General features: G+C 56.3%; 15 protein-coding genes. 8 read left to right on the plus strand and 7 right to left on the minus strand.

Features of this window, described 5'->3' with window-relative positions:
* Positions 1-7 precede the first annotated feature (7 nt).
* Both HMPREF2625_RS00580 and HMPREF2625_RS00585 read left to right on the plus strand, forming a co-directional pair.
* Entirely contained in the window at positions 8-2437 is a 2430-nt protein-coding gene (locus HMPREF2625_RS00580; protein WP_246826560.1) for a CPBP family glutamic-type intramembrane protease, read from the plus strand.
* Positions 2438-2446: 9 nt separating this feature from the next.
* Complete coding sequence (locus HMPREF2625_RS00585) at positions 2447-3760, plus strand: M18 family aminopeptidase (RefSeq protein WP_070520482.1); 1314 nt, start codon at positions 2447-2449, stop codon at positions 3758-3760.
* Positions 3761-3879: 119 nt separating this feature from the next.
* On the opposite strand, the gene HMPREF2625_RS00590 is transcribed toward HMPREF2625_RS00585, so the two are convergent.
* The 4 genes from HMPREF2625_RS00590 to HMPREF2625_RS00605 form a co-directional block, all read right to left on the minus strand.
* A complete protein-coding gene (locus tag HMPREF2625_RS00590; RefSeq protein WP_070520485.1) occupies positions 3880-4512 on the minus strand; it encodes a PIN domain-containing protein in 633 nt (210 codons plus the stop codon).
* 40 nt (positions 4513-4552) lie between these two features.
* Positions 4553-5008, minus strand: coding sequence for a helix-turn-helix domain-containing protein (locus HMPREF2625_RS00595; RefSeq protein ID WP_070520488.1), 456 nt, complete (start codon positions 5006-5008; stop codon positions 4553-4555).
* Between the two features lie 225 nt (positions 5009-5233).
* Positions 5234-5992, minus strand: coding sequence for an ABC transporter permease (locus HMPREF2625_RS00600; RefSeq protein WP_070520491.1), 759 nt, complete (start codon positions 5990-5992; stop codon positions 5234-5236).
* Positions 5985-7010, minus strand: coding sequence for an ABC transporter ATP-binding protein (locus tag HMPREF2625_RS00605; protein ID WP_070520870.1), 1026 nt, complete (start codon positions 7008-7010; stop codon positions 5985-5987). Before HMPREF2625_RS00605 ends, HMPREF2625_RS00600 begins: the two co-directional genes overlap by 8 nt.
* Before the next feature lie 254 nt (positions 7011-7264).
* Between HMPREF2625_RS00605 and HMPREF2625_RS00610 the strand changes: the two genes are divergently transcribed.
* From HMPREF2625_RS00610 to HMPREF2625_RS00620, 3 genes are all read left to right on the plus strand, one after another.
* Entirely contained in the window at positions 7265-8581 is a 1317-nt protein-coding gene (locus HMPREF2625_RS00610) for a sensor histidine kinase (protein ID WP_070520495.1), read from the plus strand.
* Positions 8582-8583: 2 nt separating this feature from the next.
* On the plus strand, positions 8584-9210 hold the full coding sequence (locus HMPREF2625_RS00615; protein WP_083295576.1) for a response regulator transcription factor: 627 nt from the start codon (positions 8584-8586) through the stop codon (positions 9208-9210).
* 166 nt (positions 9211-9376) lie between these two features.
* Positions 9377-11035 carry an ATP-binding cassette domain-containing protein gene (locus tag HMPREF2625_RS00620; RefSeq protein WP_070520498.1) on the plus strand — a complete coding sequence of 553 codons (1659 nt, stop codon included), beginning with the start codon at positions 9377-9379 and terminating at the stop codon, positions 11033-11035.
* Positions 11036-11737: 702 nt separating this feature from the next.
* Here the strand turns inward: HMPREF2625_RS00620 and pdxT are convergent.
* Positions 11738-12364: a pyridoxal 5'-phosphate synthase glutaminase subunit PdxT gene (gene pdxT / locus HMPREF2625_RS00625; protein ID WP_070520502.1), complete on the minus strand. Its 627-nt coding sequence runs from the start codon at positions 12362-12364 to the stop codon at positions 11738-11740.
* Positions 12365-12587: 223 nt separating this feature from the next.
* Complete coding sequence (gene pdxS / locus HMPREF2625_RS00630; RefSeq protein ID WP_004006448.1) at positions 12588-13499, minus strand: pyridoxal 5'-phosphate synthase lyase subunit PdxS; 912 nt, start codon at positions 13497-13499, stop codon at positions 12588-12590.
* Positions 13500-13867: 368 nt separating this feature from the next.
* On the opposite strand from pdxS, the gene HMPREF2625_RS00635 reads away from it, so the two are divergent.
* The 3 genes from HMPREF2625_RS00635 to HMPREF2625_RS00645 all read left to right on the plus strand — a co-directional run bounded on the left by HMPREF2625_RS00635 (position 13868) and on the right by HMPREF2625_RS00645 (position 16715).
* Positions 13868-15508 carry a Na+/H+ antiporter gene (locus HMPREF2625_RS00635; protein WP_070520505.1) on the plus strand — a complete coding sequence of 547 codons (1641 nt, stop codon included), beginning with the start codon at positions 13868-13870 and terminating at the stop codon, positions 15506-15508.
* 122 nt (positions 15509-15630) lie between these two features.
* A complete protein-coding gene (locus tag HMPREF2625_RS00640) occupies positions 15631-16233 on the plus strand; it encodes a hypothetical protein (RefSeq protein WP_246826561.1) in 603 nt (200 codons plus the stop codon).
* Between the two features lie 77 nt (positions 16234-16310).
* A complete protein-coding gene (locus HMPREF2625_RS00645; protein WP_070520511.1) occupies positions 16311-16715 on the plus strand; it encodes a hypothetical protein in 405 nt (134 codons plus the stop codon).
* Positions 16716-16887: 172 nt separating this feature from the next.
* On the opposite strand, the gene HMPREF2625_RS00650 is transcribed toward HMPREF2625_RS00645, so the two are convergent.
* A complete protein-coding gene (locus HMPREF2625_RS00650) occupies positions 16888-17769 on the minus strand; it encodes an EamA family transporter (protein WP_070520515.1) in 882 nt (293 codons plus the stop codon).
* Positions 17770-17806: the final 37 nt, after the last annotated feature.

Genomic DNA, 17806 nt, shown 5'->3' on the forward strand with positions numbered 1-17806 from the left:
GGATACTATGAGCACTAATCACCAGCAGGAACCCGGACATCACGGTTCTGAGTTCATTCCAACAAACCAACCACCTGGCGCAGTCACTAATACCCAAAATATGCCCACGATGCTGAGCCCGCATCAGGCAGAAAGTTACGGGTACGGCGCTGAGCCTACCTTCGCCTCCGCTGAGTATTACAGGAGTAACCGCCTTACCCGTAAGGAACTTCTGGAACGCGCCAGCGAGCTGCCCTATCACCGGTTATCGCATGTGAACCCGCGTGCGCGTTGGTTCACCCCGGTTCTTGAGGGCTTGCTGATTGCCGGCATCTATTTTGTGCTCCTGCTGATTGTGAGCTTTGCGCTGCTGGCATTCGCCGTGATGCTGCGCGTCCCTTACGATTACCTGACCGATCTGCAGCGTATTTACGCGAACGTTTTTAAGACCCCGCTTGTTTTTATTGCGCTCCTTATTACCATCATTCCGGTGATTCCGGCGATTTTCATTGCGCGCCTGATTACCAACTTCAAACCCTTAGGGCTGATTCACTCCATTGCGGGCCGCATGCGGTGGTCCTATTTAGGTGTTTTCCTAGTTTTTGGGTTCCTCATTTTCGGTCTTTACAATGTGGGGAACTTGGTTCTGGCTGGTTCTTTGACCACGCAGAACAGCGTGCATCCGCTGAATTCCGGCATGTTCTGGCTGTACATTGTGCTTATTCTGTTGATAGTTCCGTTCCAGTGCTACGCCGAGGAACTGCTCTTCCGCGGTTATCTCATGCAGACCGTGGGTCGGTGGCTGAAGAATCCCGTTTGGGCAATTATTATTCCAGCGCCTATCTTTATGGTACTGCATGGTTACGGACTGTGGGGTCTGCTTTCTGTGCTGACGATGGCTCTGATCGCCGGGTTCTTGTGCTGGTACACCGGCGGTCTTGAAGCCGGTATCGGCCTGCATATTGCGAATAATGTTTCGATTTTTATCTTTGGACTGCTGGGTCTGGCTGACCCCTTTGACGCGAATCGTGAGGCTCAGGCGCTTGACTTTGTGCAGGCCCTTATTCTGCAGCTTGCCTTCGCCGGGCTCGTGTGCATGTACACCTACCGGCAAAAGAGGAAAGCCGCTCTGAACCAGGGGCAGGATGCGGCTGCTGCTTCCTCGGCTGAGGGTGCGTCAATGGGTATGGAAGCGCCCGCTTCTTCCTCGGATGCGCCAGCCGCAGCACCGGCTTCGGGTGCTGCGCACGCGGCCACACAGCCCGGTATGTCCGTGAAAAATGCTGCTGCTTCACCTGCTGCTGATACTTCTGCTTCTGCACCGCAAGGGTCGCAGGCGCCGGTACAATCACAACCTGCTGCCTCTGTGGCGGGGAACGCCAAGCCCGCACAGGATAATGCTTCGGTAAAATCGGCGTCTTCGGCTGCCCCCGCCAGCCCGCAAACGGCTGAGGAGCATCGTGCACCCGAGCGGAATATCGCGGAGAAACCGGCTGCGCAGGCACCGGCCGCGAAGCCTGTGGAAGGCGCTCGTAAGAGCGAGCAGAATGATACGTCGGTCAAGGCTTCTGCCCCCGCGCAGCCCGAACGTTCGGCACCGGCTAATAAGCCTGCACCAATCGGTAAGCCTGCGCCAGCCAAGGAATCTGTGCCGACTCATGAGTCAGCCCAGTCCCAGAAACCGGCGCAAACTGCCAAACCGGCACAGGCTCATGAATCGACTCAGCCCCAAAAGCCGGTACACACTAACGAATCAGCCCAGGCTGAGCGTTCGACGAGCGCGAATACCGCAGCCCGCGCGACAGGGAAAGAAGCGCAGACCGCCGATAAGCCCGCGCAGTCTGCACAGGCGAGGACTATCGCCGATGAGCTCAAGCCTGCCGTGGTTGCCCCTGCAGCAGCGGAAAAGGCTCCGTCAGGCATAGACCTGGATGCGGCGCAGAAAGCTGCACGCGCCTCCGCGCAGAAGACTCAGCAGGGCTCGAATCAGGCCGGTTCTTCGGTGCGTGCCTCCGGGGCACACGGGTCTGCGTCGAATGCAGCCGCGCCGCAGAAGGAAACCGCTAGCGCATCCACTGCGCAGGCAGACGATACGAAGAACCCTTCCTCAAAGAACTTCGCGCCGGATACCTCCACAATGAGCATTCCCGTGCAAAATGCCTTGTCAGCCTATGAGCGTGCCAAAGCTCAGGCCCTAGCTCAGCAGAAAGAAGCTGCCCGGCAGAAGGAAAGCGGGCAGGGCGCATCCGCTAAGAATGCGGCTGCGGACGGCTCGGTTGCAGCCTCACAAACCTCGCGGGCTCAGCAGGAGGCATCCCAGAACACCTCAGAGGTTCCCTGGGCTACCGCTCCGATTCCGAAAATCTCGCCGGAAGCCGCACAATCGCATAAGCAGGGATCAACCGACGCTTCACCGTGGACTTCGGCGTTCCCCGTCATTCCCAAACCCAAGAAGTAGGCGCATAGTATGACCGTTGATGCCGTCAAAAATATCGAAGACCTCGCCCAGTTCGTCTGCGATTCGCCCGTCTCATATCTGGCGGCGCGAACCGTGGCGCGGCGCCTGCAGGCGGCGGGGTTTACCGAGCTGAACGAAACCGAGCCGTGGCAGAATGAGGCTGCCGTCGGCAGGCATTTTGTGATGCGTGACGGCGCGATTATCGCTTGGGCTGGCGGTCGGCGGGCGCAGAAAGCGAGCGGTTACCGGGGGCTGGGTGCGCATACGGATTCGCCGTCGCTTAAGCTCAAGCCGAGTTCGTCGGTGACAGCGGCAGGATGGCATCAGATGGGCGTCGAAAATTACGGTGGCGCACTGCTTAATTCCTTTTTGGATCGTGAGCTGCGCGCCGCCGGGCGCCTGACGGTACTTCGGGAAGACGGCACCCTTCAGGATCGCTATGTGGTGACTGGACCGTTGGCGCGTGTGCCGCAGCTGGCCCCTCATCTGGATCATAAACGTAATGAGCTGACCCTCGATAAACAGTTCAATATGTACCCCATTTGGGGTGTGGATGATACCGAGAACGATGTGCTCGCCTATTTGGCGCAGCAGACCATCGACGAGGGTGGTCCGGTCGATCCGGAGCAGATCGTTGGTTACGATGTGCTCTTCGCGGATGCGCAGGAACCCCGCTGTTTCGGGCGAGACGGAGAGTTTTTCGCCTCGGGCAGGTTGGATAATCTCTCGTCGGTTCATGCCGGATTGTGCGCCTTGGAGCGCTATGTGGCCGAGAATGCTGACGAAGACTCGGCGCATACCGTGATGCTTGCGGGATTCGATCACGAAGAGATCGGTTCTGAAACCCGCAGCGGCGCCGCTGGTCCGTTCCTGGAGGATGTGCTGGTGCGGCTCTCGCAGGCTCGCGGAGAGAGCCAGGATGAGTACCGCCGCTCGCTCGCCGATTCGGTATGCCTTTCGGCGGACGCCGGGCATCTGGTGAACCCGAACTATCAGGGGCATCACGATCCAACGGTGCGCCCGCTTCCCGGTGCTGGACCGCTGCTGAAGATCAACGCGAATCAGCGGTATGCAACCGATGCGGTGGGTGCCGGTATTTTTGCGGCGGCGTGCAAGGCGGCGGGCGTTCCTTATCAGGAGTTCGTGTCGAATAACAATATGCCCTGCGGTTCCACGATCGGGCCTATCACCGCCACCAGGTTGGGGATGCGCACCATCGATGTGGGGATTGGACTACTGTCGATGCACTCGATGCGCGAAATGTGCCACGTTCGCGATATGGCATACCTGACCCGCGCGGTGGAAGGCTTCTATCGGTTGTAGTTGTTTCATCCTTTCCGCCCCTTCCATGGGGTGATAAAAAGAGCCTTGATCGTGAATACAGAGGATATTTCCAATGCTTTATTCACGATCAAGGCTCTTTTAGGAGGGTAAAGAATCGGTCATTCAGGCAGATGTGGGATTATATGATGCCGTAAATAGTGAGCAAAACGAGGAGCTTCAGCTCTTTCAAGCGCCCCACATAAATCTGATTCGCCATATTTATGAATGAAATATCTTTCTTGGAATAAATATATTTCTGCGAGGTCACCCTTTCGCATAACAAGAGAATTTCTATCTGCTCTGCCAAAAGATTTTTCTGTATAGGTCATGAGAAGATCATCAGCGCTGATGGTTACATAGGGTAAGGGCTCGTCGGTATTTTCGCTCGTTTCCCAGTAATCCAGGAGAGCTTTGTCGTTGGTGACTAAGTAGTCAATATTGTGCTTCACCATTGCCGCATGTATATGAAGGTCGTTCTTATCGGGGTATCCATGTATTGAGGAGATAGGGTAACCTTCTAACACGAACACAGATTTACCTATCTGCTCTCTAACCTTCACCCGTGCAGCGTCATTTCCAGTTGGGTTTCCTCTAAGCCAGTGGTACCCCCACTCGTCGAGAATATTCTGTGTTGTGTGTATATCGAAGTACTTTTTATTTAGTATCTGGTTAGGAAGAAGTATCCAATCCCTGAGTGTTTTACTCAGCAGAATATTGGTATCTAGAAGAATAGAAGTCGCCCCGTTGCTCATGCTATTTAGTCTAGCAAAGTAACGGGGCGATACATCTGAATTACTCACGAATTCCGAGTTCTGCCTCTATATCCCAGATTTTCATGAGCGCCTGTTTCTGGCGCTCCAATTGGGCGCGCTGGTATGATTCCAGATCTTCGCGCATAATGCGGAAATGCGAGCCTACCTTATGTGCGGGAATTTCTCCGTTACGGATCATTTTTACGAGAGTCGGCCGTGATATACCCAGTTCTTTCGCGGCGGCGGTCGTGGTAAATACTCGCGCCTGGGAGACTATAGCCAGATCTTCACCGGAACGAACGGCTGCGATAAGCTCACGAATCAACCCCGATAGTTTAGGGCCAAGTTCCTCCGAGTCCTTCCCCTGTACTTGCAGAAAGAACGAGACTTCAGTGGTATCTCCATGCTCATTACGAGTACCAGGGATGAGCTTCTGTACTTCTTCGCGTAGCTGCGGGTCGTTTAAATCCGCACGGGTCAGCGTTGAAGTGGTCATGATGTACCTCGCTGTTAGATATCACGTACAGGTACCCCGCATGCGCTTACATTCGGTTCAGTGCATCTGCAACGCTGGGGTATGTGCTCTACAGTCTACAGGAATAAATGAAATAAAAGAAAACAAATTTCGAATATTTCGTATATAGATTAATGTTACTTTTATCGCAGAAATAGTGCCTGTGCCTCCGAGCAGACCCTGAGCGTGAAGAATAATCACATCATGTTAGTCCCTGCGGGCAAGCGCCCATAGTGCGGATGCGCATCCCAGAAGACCCCAAAAACCGACGACTATTACGTCTAAGATTTGTATCTGGCCGATGTCGAAGAGGGTGGCTCGCACAAGGTTTGCCGCAGGCACGAACGGCAGGAACTGCTGAATGTGCACGTACCAGTCGGGCATCCGCTCGGGCGGGTAGTTAATCGGCGCAAACAGCAAAACCATGAAGGTAATAGACTGCGTCACGATAGTCAGAAGTGACGCTGGAACCCAGTACGCAAGCATAAACCCTAACACCGCCATAACAACTTGAAGCGCGAACACAACGGCAATAGCGCCGATATTCAGGTTCACATCAAAACCAAATTTGAGCTTCGCGGCTACACCGCCCGCAATAATGCCGGGAAGAGCGAGAACCGCCCAAACGAGTACATCTGCCGCCAGAATCGCTAGACGCGGCACCGGAAGGGACCGCTGATAGTCGAACATACCGTTCGTCTTAGCGGTAGCGATAAACTGGGGAGCTATTACACACCCCATAGAAATGAAGTTCACCGTTACCGCGCCGGACGCCAGATATTCTGCAGAGTTTCGGTCAAGATGCGGCATGAAGAAAGACACGCCGTAAAGAAGTGCAAACGCTAATAGGACCTGCACTACCGCAAAAAGCGGCGCATTGATGGCGTTACGAATCAGCGACCAACGGATTAGCTCGACCGTGGCACGTACCGTCGAAATTCGTGAGGGAACGAGGGTGCTAGTCATGGTTAATCATCTCCTCATAGTTATCGGCCAAAGATGCCGAGCCTATGCGGTAGCTTTCGACGCATCCCGCACGAATTCCTGAAAGCACATGGGGCAAGGCCAGCTCAAGCGCATCGGTACTCAGGGTTACGGTAAACTCCCGAGGGCTGGAAGAATCACCCTCTATGCGTTTTTCCATATATTCCTTATTTGGCATATTCCCTAGTGAGGATGATGTTTTTATATCTAGTGCGCTGCGAAGTTCTTGAAGGAACTCCGGGGTAGCCGTGATCGAGAGCGTACTTTTTGCTTCCGCCAAACCCAGCGCGCTTGTCGGTTCATCACGAACTAGCCGCCCCTTATTGAACAGCAGGTACCTATCGGCATGGCGCTCTACCTCCAGGAGGTTGTGGGTTACGATCAGCACCGTGGCACCCTGCTCGGCGCGCCTTCGCAGCATCGTCCACAGCAGTTCACGGCGCACCGGATCGACATCGTTCGTGGGCTCGTCGAAGAGATAGATGGGGGCGGGTGCGGTGACCGCCATACCGAATGAGGTCAGGCGCTTAATCCCACCCGAGAGCTTATGCCCCGGCCTGTCCGCCCAATCCCCTAAATCGAGAGTATCGAGAGTTTTCTGAACCGCCCGTTGTGCCTGCTTCGACTTCAACCCGCGAATGCGAACGGCCGTAGCGATCGCCTGGCGTGGGGTTACTCCCTCCAGGGACGATGCGACCTGCGGCATGATCGCACATACCTGCCGGGCTTGCTCCGGGTGGGCAATGAGGTCGGTGCCGTCGTACATGATGCTGCCCGCATCCGGCTTTGTCAGCCCCACAATTTGGTTAAGAAACGTCGTTTTCCCAGCACCGTTGTGACCGATCAGCGCCGTTACCTCCCCGGGTATAAGCCGCACACTAATATCGTCATTCGCACGGGTTTTGCCGAATGACTTGCATAACCCCGTGACGATAAGACCGCCCTGCGCTTTCGCGGTGGATACACCCCCGGGTAAGGCGGAACCAGAGATACCTGCCATAGGTGCTTCAACCTGCCTTATGCTCTTGTCGTGAACACCGAATATGCAATAGCGTATCCCCGTTTTTTCGGCGTACCCGTGACATTCGTCAGGGGTGCAGGCTAGGGCATCCTCGCGCCAAAAAATCGACCTTGAAATCGGTTCGGCAATCCATGACATTTAACATAGGCTCCTTCCGCTCGCCGGTGTATGCTCAAAGAGCCTCATTTATGATAGGGATACATTATTCGGCAGCGAGTACCGACGGAGCGAGCATGACAACGACGCGCACACCGCATGTCTCTCAGCGTGATACGGGTACGCCGGAGAACCGCCGCCTTCAGCCAGGTAGTGCCGATGCCCCATTCTTCGATAAATCGGGTATTGTGCGAGGTCTGGTCTGGGGGAGCTGCCTCAACATTTCCGCCAGCGGTTTTATACTGATCGCCATCAGTAACACCGGTGAAGCTGAGCTCGTCAAAAATAACCTGATCCTGTGCACGCCGCTGTACCAAATATGTATGGTGCTGTTCTTTGCCGCCAATACAATGCCGCAGCTGATACCTGTGAAAAATACAGTACTGCGTACAGCCTTATGGTGTGTTCTGGTGACGGTACCTATTGGTTACATTATTGCCTTATACCCGCAGGGCAGTGCGGGGATTCTCTATAGCATGTCCCCCATGTGGGCGGCACTGTGGCTGATGAATGTGCACGTACCCTTCAAACTGGGGGTAAAAACAGCTGTTGGTATTGCGGTAGTCTTCACCGCTAACTACTTTGTTGGTGTGGTGGGGCAGGGGTATCTCGACGATTCGCCAACCATCCCGTTCCCCGCTCTAGCGGGGGATAAAGCCCTTAACGGGTTCTTTCTCTTCGATATTTGTACCACGTTCTACGTTGTCGCTTACTTCGTGGGGCGCAGCATGCACAAGAGCCGGGAACACAAGGCTATTGAAAAAGAACTCGGTATCCTCAGCGAACGTGAACGCATCGCTCGCGATGTGCACGATGTTCTGGGGCATTCCCTCACGATCGTGAACCTCAAGGCCGAGCTGGCCGCAAAACTCGTGGAAACCAACGCCCCCGCCGCGCAGGCGCAGATGCGGCAGGTCGCCCAGCTCTCCCGCCAAGCCCTCGCGGAGGTGCATTCTACCGTCACCCGTTTGCGCGTTCCCGACCTTGAAGGTGAGATTCTGGCATCTTCACGCGCCCTGGAAACCGCTGGAATACAGGCGAATCTGCCCGATGCGACAACCGCTGCGAACATTGCGGGCATGAACTCTTCCCTGTTCAGTTGGGCGCTGCGGGAGACCGTTACCAATATCGTCAGGCATTCTCACGCCACCTACGCCACCGTGCGGCTGAACTCCACCGGGTTAGAGGTTATCGACAACGGCGTGGGAATCGGTGATGCCCCGTGTAAGAGCGGACTCACCGGTCTGCGCGCCCGCATCGAAGACGCAGGCGGCACCCTTACACTCGGGAACGCACCCGAACACTGGCTGCAGCAGGCGCCTGTTGCAGGTGTGGGGGATGGGTGCCGCATCCGCATCAGCATGGACGAGAAGACCGACGAGATTATGGGGTAGCCGTGCCGCTGAGAATACTTCTTGCCGACGATCAGCAGATGATTCGTGAAGCGCTTGCCATGATTCTCGATCTTGAAATTGATCTTGAGGTGGTCAAGCAGGTGGGCCGCGGTGATGAGGTGCTGCCTGCCGTGCGTGAAACCCGCCCGGATGTGGCGCTTCTTGATATTGAAATGCCCGGCGCCACTGGGATTGAGGCGGCCGCCGAACTTGCCCGTTCGGGCCTGACCTCGCAGGCGGGCGCACCTGTTCGCTCGCTTATTCTGACGACTTTTCGCCGTCCCGGGTATTTACGCCGCGCCCTGGAGGCAGGGGCGAGCGGGTTTGTGGTGAAAGACGGCACGGCATCGCAGCTGGCGCAGGCGGTTCGCCGTACCGCGGCGGGGCTGCGTGTGGTCGATTCGGTGCTGGCTGAGGAAGCAAAATGGCAGGGCTCTTCGCCGCTGACCGGGCGTGAGACCGAGGTTCTTCGTGCCGCCGAGACCGCCGGGAGTGTCAAAGAAATTGCGGGGATGCTCGGGCTGTCTTCGGGAACGGTACGTAACCACCTCTCGGCAGCTATGACGAAGATCGACGCCATTAACCGGCATGAGGCGGTGCGCATCGCCCGCGACAACGGGTGGCTTTAGTCGCGCCCTCTTGCCGTAAGTCGTACACTTTCCTGCGTATCGTACGTTTTAACCCTACGAATATGCAGGAAAGTGTACGATATATACCGTTATACCGTGCCTAGGTGCACACTACCGACAATACATTCTCCCGCCGTATCAGGCAGCGGGAAAGAAAGAGAACTCGGTGAAATACCTCAAACCATATTTTGTATTTTGCGCACGCGTCACGACTTTAGCCTGGCGAGTATCATCCCCGAAAAACCTTAGCGTACTGGCCGCCGTCATTATCTCTGCGCTCGCTCTGATCGCCTGCCCCATTCTGCTGGGCTATGGTGTTCAGCGCACCCTCGAAAACCCCGAAGTTTGGCGTCAAAACCTTGCCACCCTCGTGATTCTTTACAGTATTTTGTGGCTAATCGGGCAGAGCTTTCGGTATCTTTTCTACCCTGCCTACGGGTTCATCGAGCAGAAAATGCAATCGCGCCATATGGCGGATGCGCTCGTCACCAGCATCAGCGCCGACCCGCGCGCACGCGCTACGCTAGGCGCCTCCGAAATTGCGTATGCCGTCGATGCGCAGGCCGCATCCATCCGCGAAACCCTCGCCACCTTGTACCTCTCAATTCTGCCCGCCGGGGTTGGTTGTATCGCCGGTGCTGTCTCGATCCTGGTGATGGGTGGCGTGCTGGAGCTTGGTATATTTTGCGGGTTTGTAGCTCTCTATCTGGCTGGAAGCATGCCGCTGATTGCGCGTCATCAGAAGTTTCAGGGTGAATTCTTTGACGGCTCAATGCGCAGTTTCGGCACCCTGGAAAACACGCTTCGTCTCTGGCGTGAAAGCAGAATCCTTGGGGTGGCTCCCTTTCTGCGTGACCGATATGCCCAAGGCCGCCTGCCTGTAGAAGCAAAAGCTCTCAAAAGTTACCGTTACACCATGTTGTTACACACCTGGCAGGGCGCGATGTTGGCTCTATGCCTGCTCGCGATAGTGCTCAAAACCGTATTATTCGGTGACGGTTCTCCGGCGCAGATTACGGGTACTGCGGTGGCACTCATCGGAGTGTGCGCGGCGGCAATTGGTCCGCTCCAAGCCGTCGGCTTTGGGGTATCGACCATCGCTGTTTCGGCAGAGCGTTACCGGCAGGCGCACCATAAAATAGCCGCTTTTGCCGCCGAAGATTCGGGGTATCTCGTCGACTATGTCGTAACCACAGGTGAGCTTTCCCTCCGCGTGGATGCACGCAACCTGAGTGAAACATCCTATGGTGTGTATACGGTGAAGCCGGGTCGCCCGTGTTGGGTGCGTGGTGCATCCGGCGCGGGAAAAAGTCTGCTTCTAGAACGGTTTCTTGGGGTACGCGCGACAACTACCCCCGCTTATATGTCGATGAGCGCGCCGCAAGGCACTCTTCGGTTCGTCTACTTGCCGCAGGAAGCTGGGCTGCTGGTTGGTACCGCGCATGAGAATGTGGCGTTTGGGCGCGACATTCCGGTGCATATATGCGACCGGTATCTGCAGGCGGTGGGGCTAAGCGAATTTACTTCTAGTGGTGCTCGATGTCATGACACCGTCGCGGGTGAGAGAGGCAGCGTGTCCGGGGGAGAGGGCAGGCGTATCGCCTTGGCGCGTACTTTGGCGGCGGCCGAAACCTTGAATGAGCAGAAAGCCCTGAGCCCCGCGACCGTCATGGTTCTCGATGAGCCGACCGCCGGGCTGGATGCGCCTACCCGTGCCCGCGTCTGGGAACTGATTGAGCGAGCGGCCCATACCGCAATCGTGCTGGTGAGCACCCACGATGAGGATGCGCCCGCCCGGCAGGACGATACCGTCATTGAACTCTAACGTGGTGCGAACCCTAGAAATGAGAATGTTTTACCCGTAAATCATGCGGTAAATGTTGAATTAACCCTTTTCACCGGGGTATAGCACACGGCACGCATTATGAAATTTACCCCCCCCGTGATGACTCTCGGGCGGATGAGCTGGAGCACCGCAGATTCCGAGTGCGCGAGGCACCAAATCTGCGTGCGGAAGGCGCGCAAGCGCAGTAGGAATGCTGTTCTACGAGATAGTAGAAACGGCTCAAGCGATCCTCATCAACTACATTCTGATTGATGGATCAGCTCAAACCGTTTCTTACATCGTAGGCGTTATCTCAACCTGGATTAAGAATCTGAGGTAACGACCCTGCTCACTGGAAGGGCTTGGTAGCGGCAACTATTGAGCCCTTCCGTTCATGAGCTTTGCATCATGAAATATGCTTTTAGTCTAGCACACCGCCTACTGGCTGCCGAAGGTCGTTCTTCCGCAAGAGAACCTTAGATACAGCCTTTGCCTGGAAAGCACAACAGCTTTTTGCAACCGCCTCGGAAAATACGGCTGCGCGGTACGTTATCCCAACTTATCCCTAGAAATCCCTTAAAGGGGATAACTAGTTTTGCCGCTTGTCTCAACTTATCGGGACTTATCTTAAAAATCCCGATAACCCCCGATAGGTTCCGATAACTTTTGTTCTCCCACATAAAGGCTCTTTTTTTATAGGGCCTACCGAATTAGCGAGAGCAGTTCCTCGTGCACAGTGGTATCGCCCGTAACCTCCGGGTGGAAAGAAATGCCGATAATATTCCCGGCGCGCACGCCCACAATCTTGCCCTCATGATGCGCCACCACCTGCACACCTTCACCGGCGCGGGTCACAATCGGCGCGCGAATAAACGCCGTATCGATCACGACTTCCTCACCCGAGGGGGTAAGCCACGGCAAATGAACCTGCGCTGAATCGACCTGTGAACCGAAGGCGTTACGCCCAACCGAAACATCCAACACACCGAGCGACTGCTGCCCCGGAGCCGGATCGTCAATCACAGTCGAGAGCATGATCAACCCGGCGCAGGTTCCCAGGGTCGGCAAGCCCCCCGAAATCGCCTCAATCAACGGCTGGCGCAGTCCAAAAATCCTGGTCAGCCTGTCAATCGTGGAAGATTCGCCGCCGGGCAGAACCAGCGCATCCAGGTTCGCCAGCTGCTCGGCACTTTTGACGAGCACCGCCTGCGCCCCCAGAGATTCGAGCATGCGCGCGTGTTCGGCAACGCCGCCCTGCAGCGCCAAAACACCCACGGTTTTGCCCGCACCGGGCAGGGTAGCCGGGGGAAAAACCTCAGTCTCGCTCATGAGCCTATCTTTCTGCAACACTAGGTTGCTCACACAATGTAGACGTTAGGTTTCGGGCTGCGTTTGAGAGCGCCAAACTCACCCGAGCAGATAACGTATCTGAACAGAATCGGGGGCGAAGCCCGCACCGAGCTTCACCCCCTGCACGCCTTAGCTGGGCGCCCTCACCTGAACCGAATATAATCGATCGGTGAGCGCGCATCCGCTACATGGCGGCCTATACTTACCAGCCGCGCTCCGCCAGACGATGCGGCGCGGGCAGATCGGCAACGTTGATGCCGACCATGGCCTCGCCCAAACCGCGTGATGCATCCGCCAGTTTTTCGGGATCGTTGTAGAACGCGGTCGCCTTCACGATGGCCTTAGCGCGTGCCTCGGGATTGCCGGATTTGAAGATGCCGGAGCCGACGAATACGCCGTCCGCACCCAGCTGCATCATCATGGCGGCGTCGGCGGGGGTTGCCACGCCACCGGCGGTAAACATGACCACGGGCAGCTTACCGGTCTTCGCAACTTCGAGCACCAGGTCGTAGGGGGCGGCAAGTTCTTTCGCCTTCACGTACAGCTCATCGGGCATGGTGTTGTACAGGCCCTGCAGCTCAGCGATCTGGCGCTTAATGGTGCGGATATGCTTGGTCGCCTCCGAGACGTCACCGGTGCCAGCCTCACCCTTCGAGCGGATCATGGCCGCACCCTCGGCGATACGGCGCAGCGCCTCGCCCAGGTTGGTGGCGCCGCATACGAACGGCACCGTGAACTGGTGCTTGTCAATGTGGTTCACGTAATCGGCGGGGGAGAGTACCTCTGACTCGTCGATGTAATCCACCTTGAGGCTTTCAAGAATCTGCGCCTCAACAAAATGCCCGATGCGCGCCTTCGCCATCACGGGAATCGAGACGGCGTTAATGATGCCCTCAATCATGTCGGGGTCGGACATACGGGCCACGCCGCCCTGAGCACGAATATCGGCGGGTACGCGCTCAAGCGCCATGACGGCGACGGCGCCAGCATCTTCGGCGATCTTGGCCTGTTCGGGGGTGACGACGTCCATAATGACGCCGCCCTTGAGCATGTCGGCAAGCCCGCGCTTCACGAGCGGGGAGCCGGTTACTGGGGAATTAGTCTGTTCAGTCATGCCCCCATTTTCTCACGTTCGATGCATGGACGCTCACTTTGCGACGGAATTTCTGCGGATGCGCGCGCATCTTTGTGTCTGCATGACACGAATCGTCATATTTCGTGAGGTTTGCGGCGCTATAAAGCCTCGTAAGCCGACTCCTATAGAACAGATAACTAGACCGCTCGGTGTGCACCCCTGCACGGGGTATCTTACATTCGCGCGTCTTTTGCATTTAGAACCACAGCACCGCGAAGAGAGTGCCGTTCAGCATAAAGCCCCGTATTTTTACCCCGTGATATGTTGGAATATGCGTGCCTTCACAGGTGTTATTCTGGCGCTGTTTATTCCTCTTCAATCTCCAACACACATCAAGGAACATCACCGTGCTTGAAGTCATTATTGCCCTATCGCTGGCAATTCTTCTGGGTAATATCCTTGCCCATAAAATACGAATAACCCCCGCCATTATGCTCATTTTCATGGGGCTTGTGCTGGCACTCATCCCCGTTCACGCCATGCACGAGGTGCGTGAGGCCGGGCTGCCCCCGCACGTGATTCTCGAAATCTTCCTGCCCGTGATGCTGTTCTGGGAGACCCGAAACACCTCTTGGCGTGAGGTACGCACCCGTCTGCGCGGCATTCTGCTCTCGGGCACAGTGCTCGTAATTTTTACGGCGTTCGTTATCGCCTGGGTGCTTCACACCTTCATGGGCATCTACCTGTGGCATGTGGCGCTGATTATCGGTGTGGCGCTTGCCCCCACCGATGCCGTGGCTGTGGCAACGCTCAACGGCAAACTCCCCAAAGCCTCCATTACCACCCTCAAAGCGGAAGCACTCATTAACGACGGCACCACCCTAGTTCTTTTCGTGCTCGCTCTGCAGCTTGCGGGCGGTCATGAGCTGGCCCTGGGGACCGCATCCGGAATGTTCTTCTTCTCGTTCCTGATTGGAACTCTCGTTGGCCTGGCCGTCGGATGGGGCGCGAATAAGCTGCGTGCACACATCGGCAACCCCATGAACTTCAGTGTGTTCATATTCACCATACCGTTTATTGCTTTCTTCCTGTCTGAAGAGATCGAGCCTTTTGAAGGCATGAAAGGTTCCGGAGTGGTAGCCGTGGTGGTCGCCGCCTTCTACCTGACCTACCGCGGACCGGATACCATCAAACCCCAAAACCGCTTCTACGGTCTGCCCATCTGGTCGTTTGTTTCCTATGTCATGAACGGTGCGCTCTTCGTGCTTGTGGGTGTGCAGCTGCCCAGCGCCACCGAGCATATGGAAGGCGTCATTCATGAATACAACTATGCGTGGGCTTCTGCACTCGCCGTGATTGTGGTGGCATGGCTCGTTTCCATTGCGGCGCGTTTTATCTTCCTGCACGTCACGATTGGTATTATTCGTGCCCTTGACCGTTCAGAAAAGCAGAGGCGGCTGCGCACAACTTTCCGTGGTCGTGTGGTGAGCACCTTTGCGGGGCTGCGCGGCGGTGTTTCCCTCGCGGTGGCTCTATCTGTGCCGAGTGGTGTTCCCGGGCGTGACTTTATTATCTTTATTGTTGCGGGCGTGGTTCTGCTGTCGATGGTGGTTCAGGGGATGCTCCTGCCGCTGGTTATCAGGTGGGCGAAAATTCCGGTTGATACCACCGAAGAAGACGAGATTAATAATGCGGTGCGCACGATCATTGCCGAGTCCTTTGACTCTGTGGCTGAGGTCGGCCAGGACATTGGTGCACCACAGGAGATTATCGACCGCATTGCCGAAGAACAGATGTACAACGCGAGTATGTACCGCAACCTGCACACCATTCGTAAGCACGGTGCGAACGCGCCGGAAGAAGCCCGCCGCATTATTGAGGCGAGTGACCTTGAGAAAGAGCTGCGCCTGCGGCATTTGGAGAAACAGCGTGAGGTGCTCAAGCGCCTGCGTAATGAGCGCAAGATCGACATGAACGTGCTCCACGCGATTCAGGAACGCCTAGATATTGAGGAGATACGCGTGCTCGGTCCAGTCGAATTGGAGTAGCCCCGAACGGCCCCCAGAAGTGCTAAACCCCGGGTGTATTCTATATTCCATATATGGAATATTAAGGACGCTCCCGGAGTTCTATGCGGAATTTTAGGGCGCTGCACGGTATTCTGGTACACGTGAGCACGAAACCCTCGGCATCGACCCCGCCCCCGAGCGGAAAAGTTCCGCGCGCTGTTGGTACCGCGCAAGGGCGCGCATCGTTGATGCTGCACGCGCTGATATACCTTATCTTTGGGATTATCACCGTTTTTGTGCAGACCCCTGATAATGTTTTCGCCAAAATACTTTTGGGCCTCTGGATGCTCGCGCTCGGCACCTCACACGCGCTCACGGCCCGCGGGATGCACTACGGGCCCGCGACTAGCGCATCGCTCAGCTCGGCGGCACTCGTGCAGGCGGCATCCGGGGCTTTGCTCGTGATAATGCCGGATACCCTTGCTCTTATTATTCTGGCGGTATGCGCCGGTTCGGGTCTGCCGGGGCTGATTAAGCTGCTCTTGGGTACGCGCTACCGTAGTGCGGTGGCTGTGTGGCGTGACTGGGTTCTGGAAGGGGGCGTGCTTCTTGCGGTTGCTTTACTTCTGCCGTTTGTAGGGGAGATCGGGGCGAAAGCGACCCTGGGAGTTCCCGGCGGCGGGGCGCTAATTATCGGCGTTTTTCTGCTGGTGGGTTCTCTGGGACCGAGCGAGAAAGCGGGCGCTGACCGAACAAAACCTTAGTTCATATAGCACCCAGGTTTTAGAGGTGTATTGCAACGGCGCGTACACTGGTTAGACACACACAAGAGGAGGAACGAGTGGCTGAAGAACGCCCCCGCGGATTTAAAGCGCAGGTGAAAGGTCCCCTGCTGGTTGCCGCTGCTCTGGCTGTAGCGGCTTTCTTCGCCGTATTTATTTTTGCAACCGGCGGCACCCGCAACCGCCCCAATCTCGTGTTGGCCTTAGGTGTGGCGGGCGCGGTTTTTGTGGTCACCCTCGTAGTGTGTGCAACCCTGATCTTAGCGGAACGCCCGAACGATCCGTCCCTGGGGCAGGGTACGGGTATCAACAAATCCTCGGCAAAGCTTTACGAACAGGCGAAGGCCAAGCGTGAGGCGGCGGAGCGTGAAAAAGTCCGGGAACAGGGGGACTCACAAGCGACTGGAACCAAAGAGACAACAGCCGAGAATGACGCTGAGCCCCCTAAGACGACTGACAGCTAATCGGCGCGCTGGGGCGGTATGCTAAGCTGGTTCCATCTTTATGAGTAAAGGCAAGAGGAATCGGTAGCTCCAACTGCCGGCCCCTCTCTACGGGTAGAACAATTACCTTAGGCTCTTGGTGCTTTATGCGCATCAAGAGCCTTTTTATATCGTGTGTGTGACGGTAAGAAAACTATTTTGTGTGGGAAAGAGTCGCTTTTCGAGCGCCCATCATCGCGCGCTGTACCCCCACTATTGAGGTCAGTACCAGCACGAAGCCGAGCATCGACAGCGGTGTCATGTTTTGTCCCAAGAAAATCCAGCCAAGGATGAATGCGGTGACTGGGCTGAGCGGTCCCAGGGACGCAATGACCGCGGGTGGCAGCTTCGAGAGCCCATGAAAATACACGCAGTAGGCGAGCGCTGTGCCCACCAGGCAGAGGAAGGCGTATCCGCCGATGTTCGCGGCGGTGAGCGGCGGCAGCGGTTCCTCGGTCAGTAGGGCGATGGGTAGCAGGAATATTCCGCCCACGAGCAGCTGCCATCCTGTCATGGCGAGAGTCGAGAGAGACGATGTTCCTGAGGCGGTGAAGAAAATTCCGCACGCCATGGCGACAGCCCCGGTGAGCGCCGCAAGAATGCCGATCACATCGAAGGTGGTGCTGGGGGATGCGACCAGCAGAATAATGCCGATAATGCCCATAAGTGCGGCAAGCCATGCCGATGTGGGAGTCGCTTTCTTAGCAACTGTTCGGGTGAGGACGAGGACGAAAATAGTTTGTGTTGAGCTAAGAATCGCCGCCAGTCCGCCGGGCAGGCGGTATGCAGAGACGAACAGCATCGCCTGGAATAGACCGATATTGAGGGTGCCGAGAAGAATAATTCGGCCCAACTCGTTCTTGCGCGGGAACTCTCGGGTGATGAGCAGTAGCAGCAACCCTGCTGGCAGCACGCGGATCAGCGCGGCGGTGAAGGGGCGGTTGGGCGGCAGAAACTCGGAGGTGATGAGGTAGGTTGATCCCCAAACCATGGGGACGAACGCCGTGATGATCAGCAGAGGAAGACGGTTTTTCATAGTTCTTCGCAGTCGGATAGATGCCTTGAGTTCAAGA

The sequence above is a fragment of the Rothia sp. HMSC064D08 genome, assembly GCF_001809525.1.
Classification (GTDB): Bacteria; Actinomycetota; Actinomycetes; order Actinomycetales; family Micrococcaceae; genus Rothia; species Rothia dentocariosa.

Coding starts and splice junctions, on each gene's coding strand:
- pdxS (WP_004006448.1), bottom strand. CDS start 13,499: ATGACTGAACAGACTAATTCCCCAGTAACCGGCTCCCCGCTCGTGAAG.
- pdxT (WP_070520502.1), bottom strand. CDS start 12,364: ATGAGCGAGACTGAGGTTTTTCCCCCGGCTACCCTGCCCGGTGCGGGC.
- HMPREF2625_RS00585 (WP_070520482.1), top strand. CDS start 2,447: ATGACCGTTGATGCCGTCAAAAATATCGAAGACCTCGCCCAGTTCGTC.
- HMPREF2625_RS00595 (WP_070520488.1), bottom strand. CDS start 5,008: ATGACCACTTCAACGCTGACCCGTGCGGATTTAAACGACCCGCAGCTA.
- HMPREF2625_RS00580 (WP_246826560.1), top strand. CDS start 8: ATGAGCACTAATCACCAGCAGGAACCCGGACATCACGGTTCTGAGTTC.
- HMPREF2625_RS00605 (WP_070520870.1), bottom strand. CDS start 7,010: ATGGCAGGTATCTCTGGTTCCGCCTTACCCGGGGGTGTATCCACCGCG.
- HMPREF2625_RS00590 (WP_070520485.1), bottom strand. CDS start 4,512: ATGAGCAACGGGGCGACTTCTATTCTTCTAGATACCAATATTCTGCTG.
- HMPREF2625_RS00610 (WP_070520495.1), top strand. CDS start 7,265: ATGACAACGACGCGCACACCGCATGTCTCTCAGCGTGATACGGGTACG.
- HMPREF2625_RS00650 (WP_070520515.1), bottom strand. CDS start 17,769: ATGAAAAACCGTCTTCCTCTGCTGATCATCACGGCGTTCGTCCCCATG.
- HMPREF2625_RS00600 (WP_070520491.1), bottom strand. CDS start 5,992: ATGACTAGCACCCTCGTTCCCTCACGAATTTCGACGGTACGTGCCACG.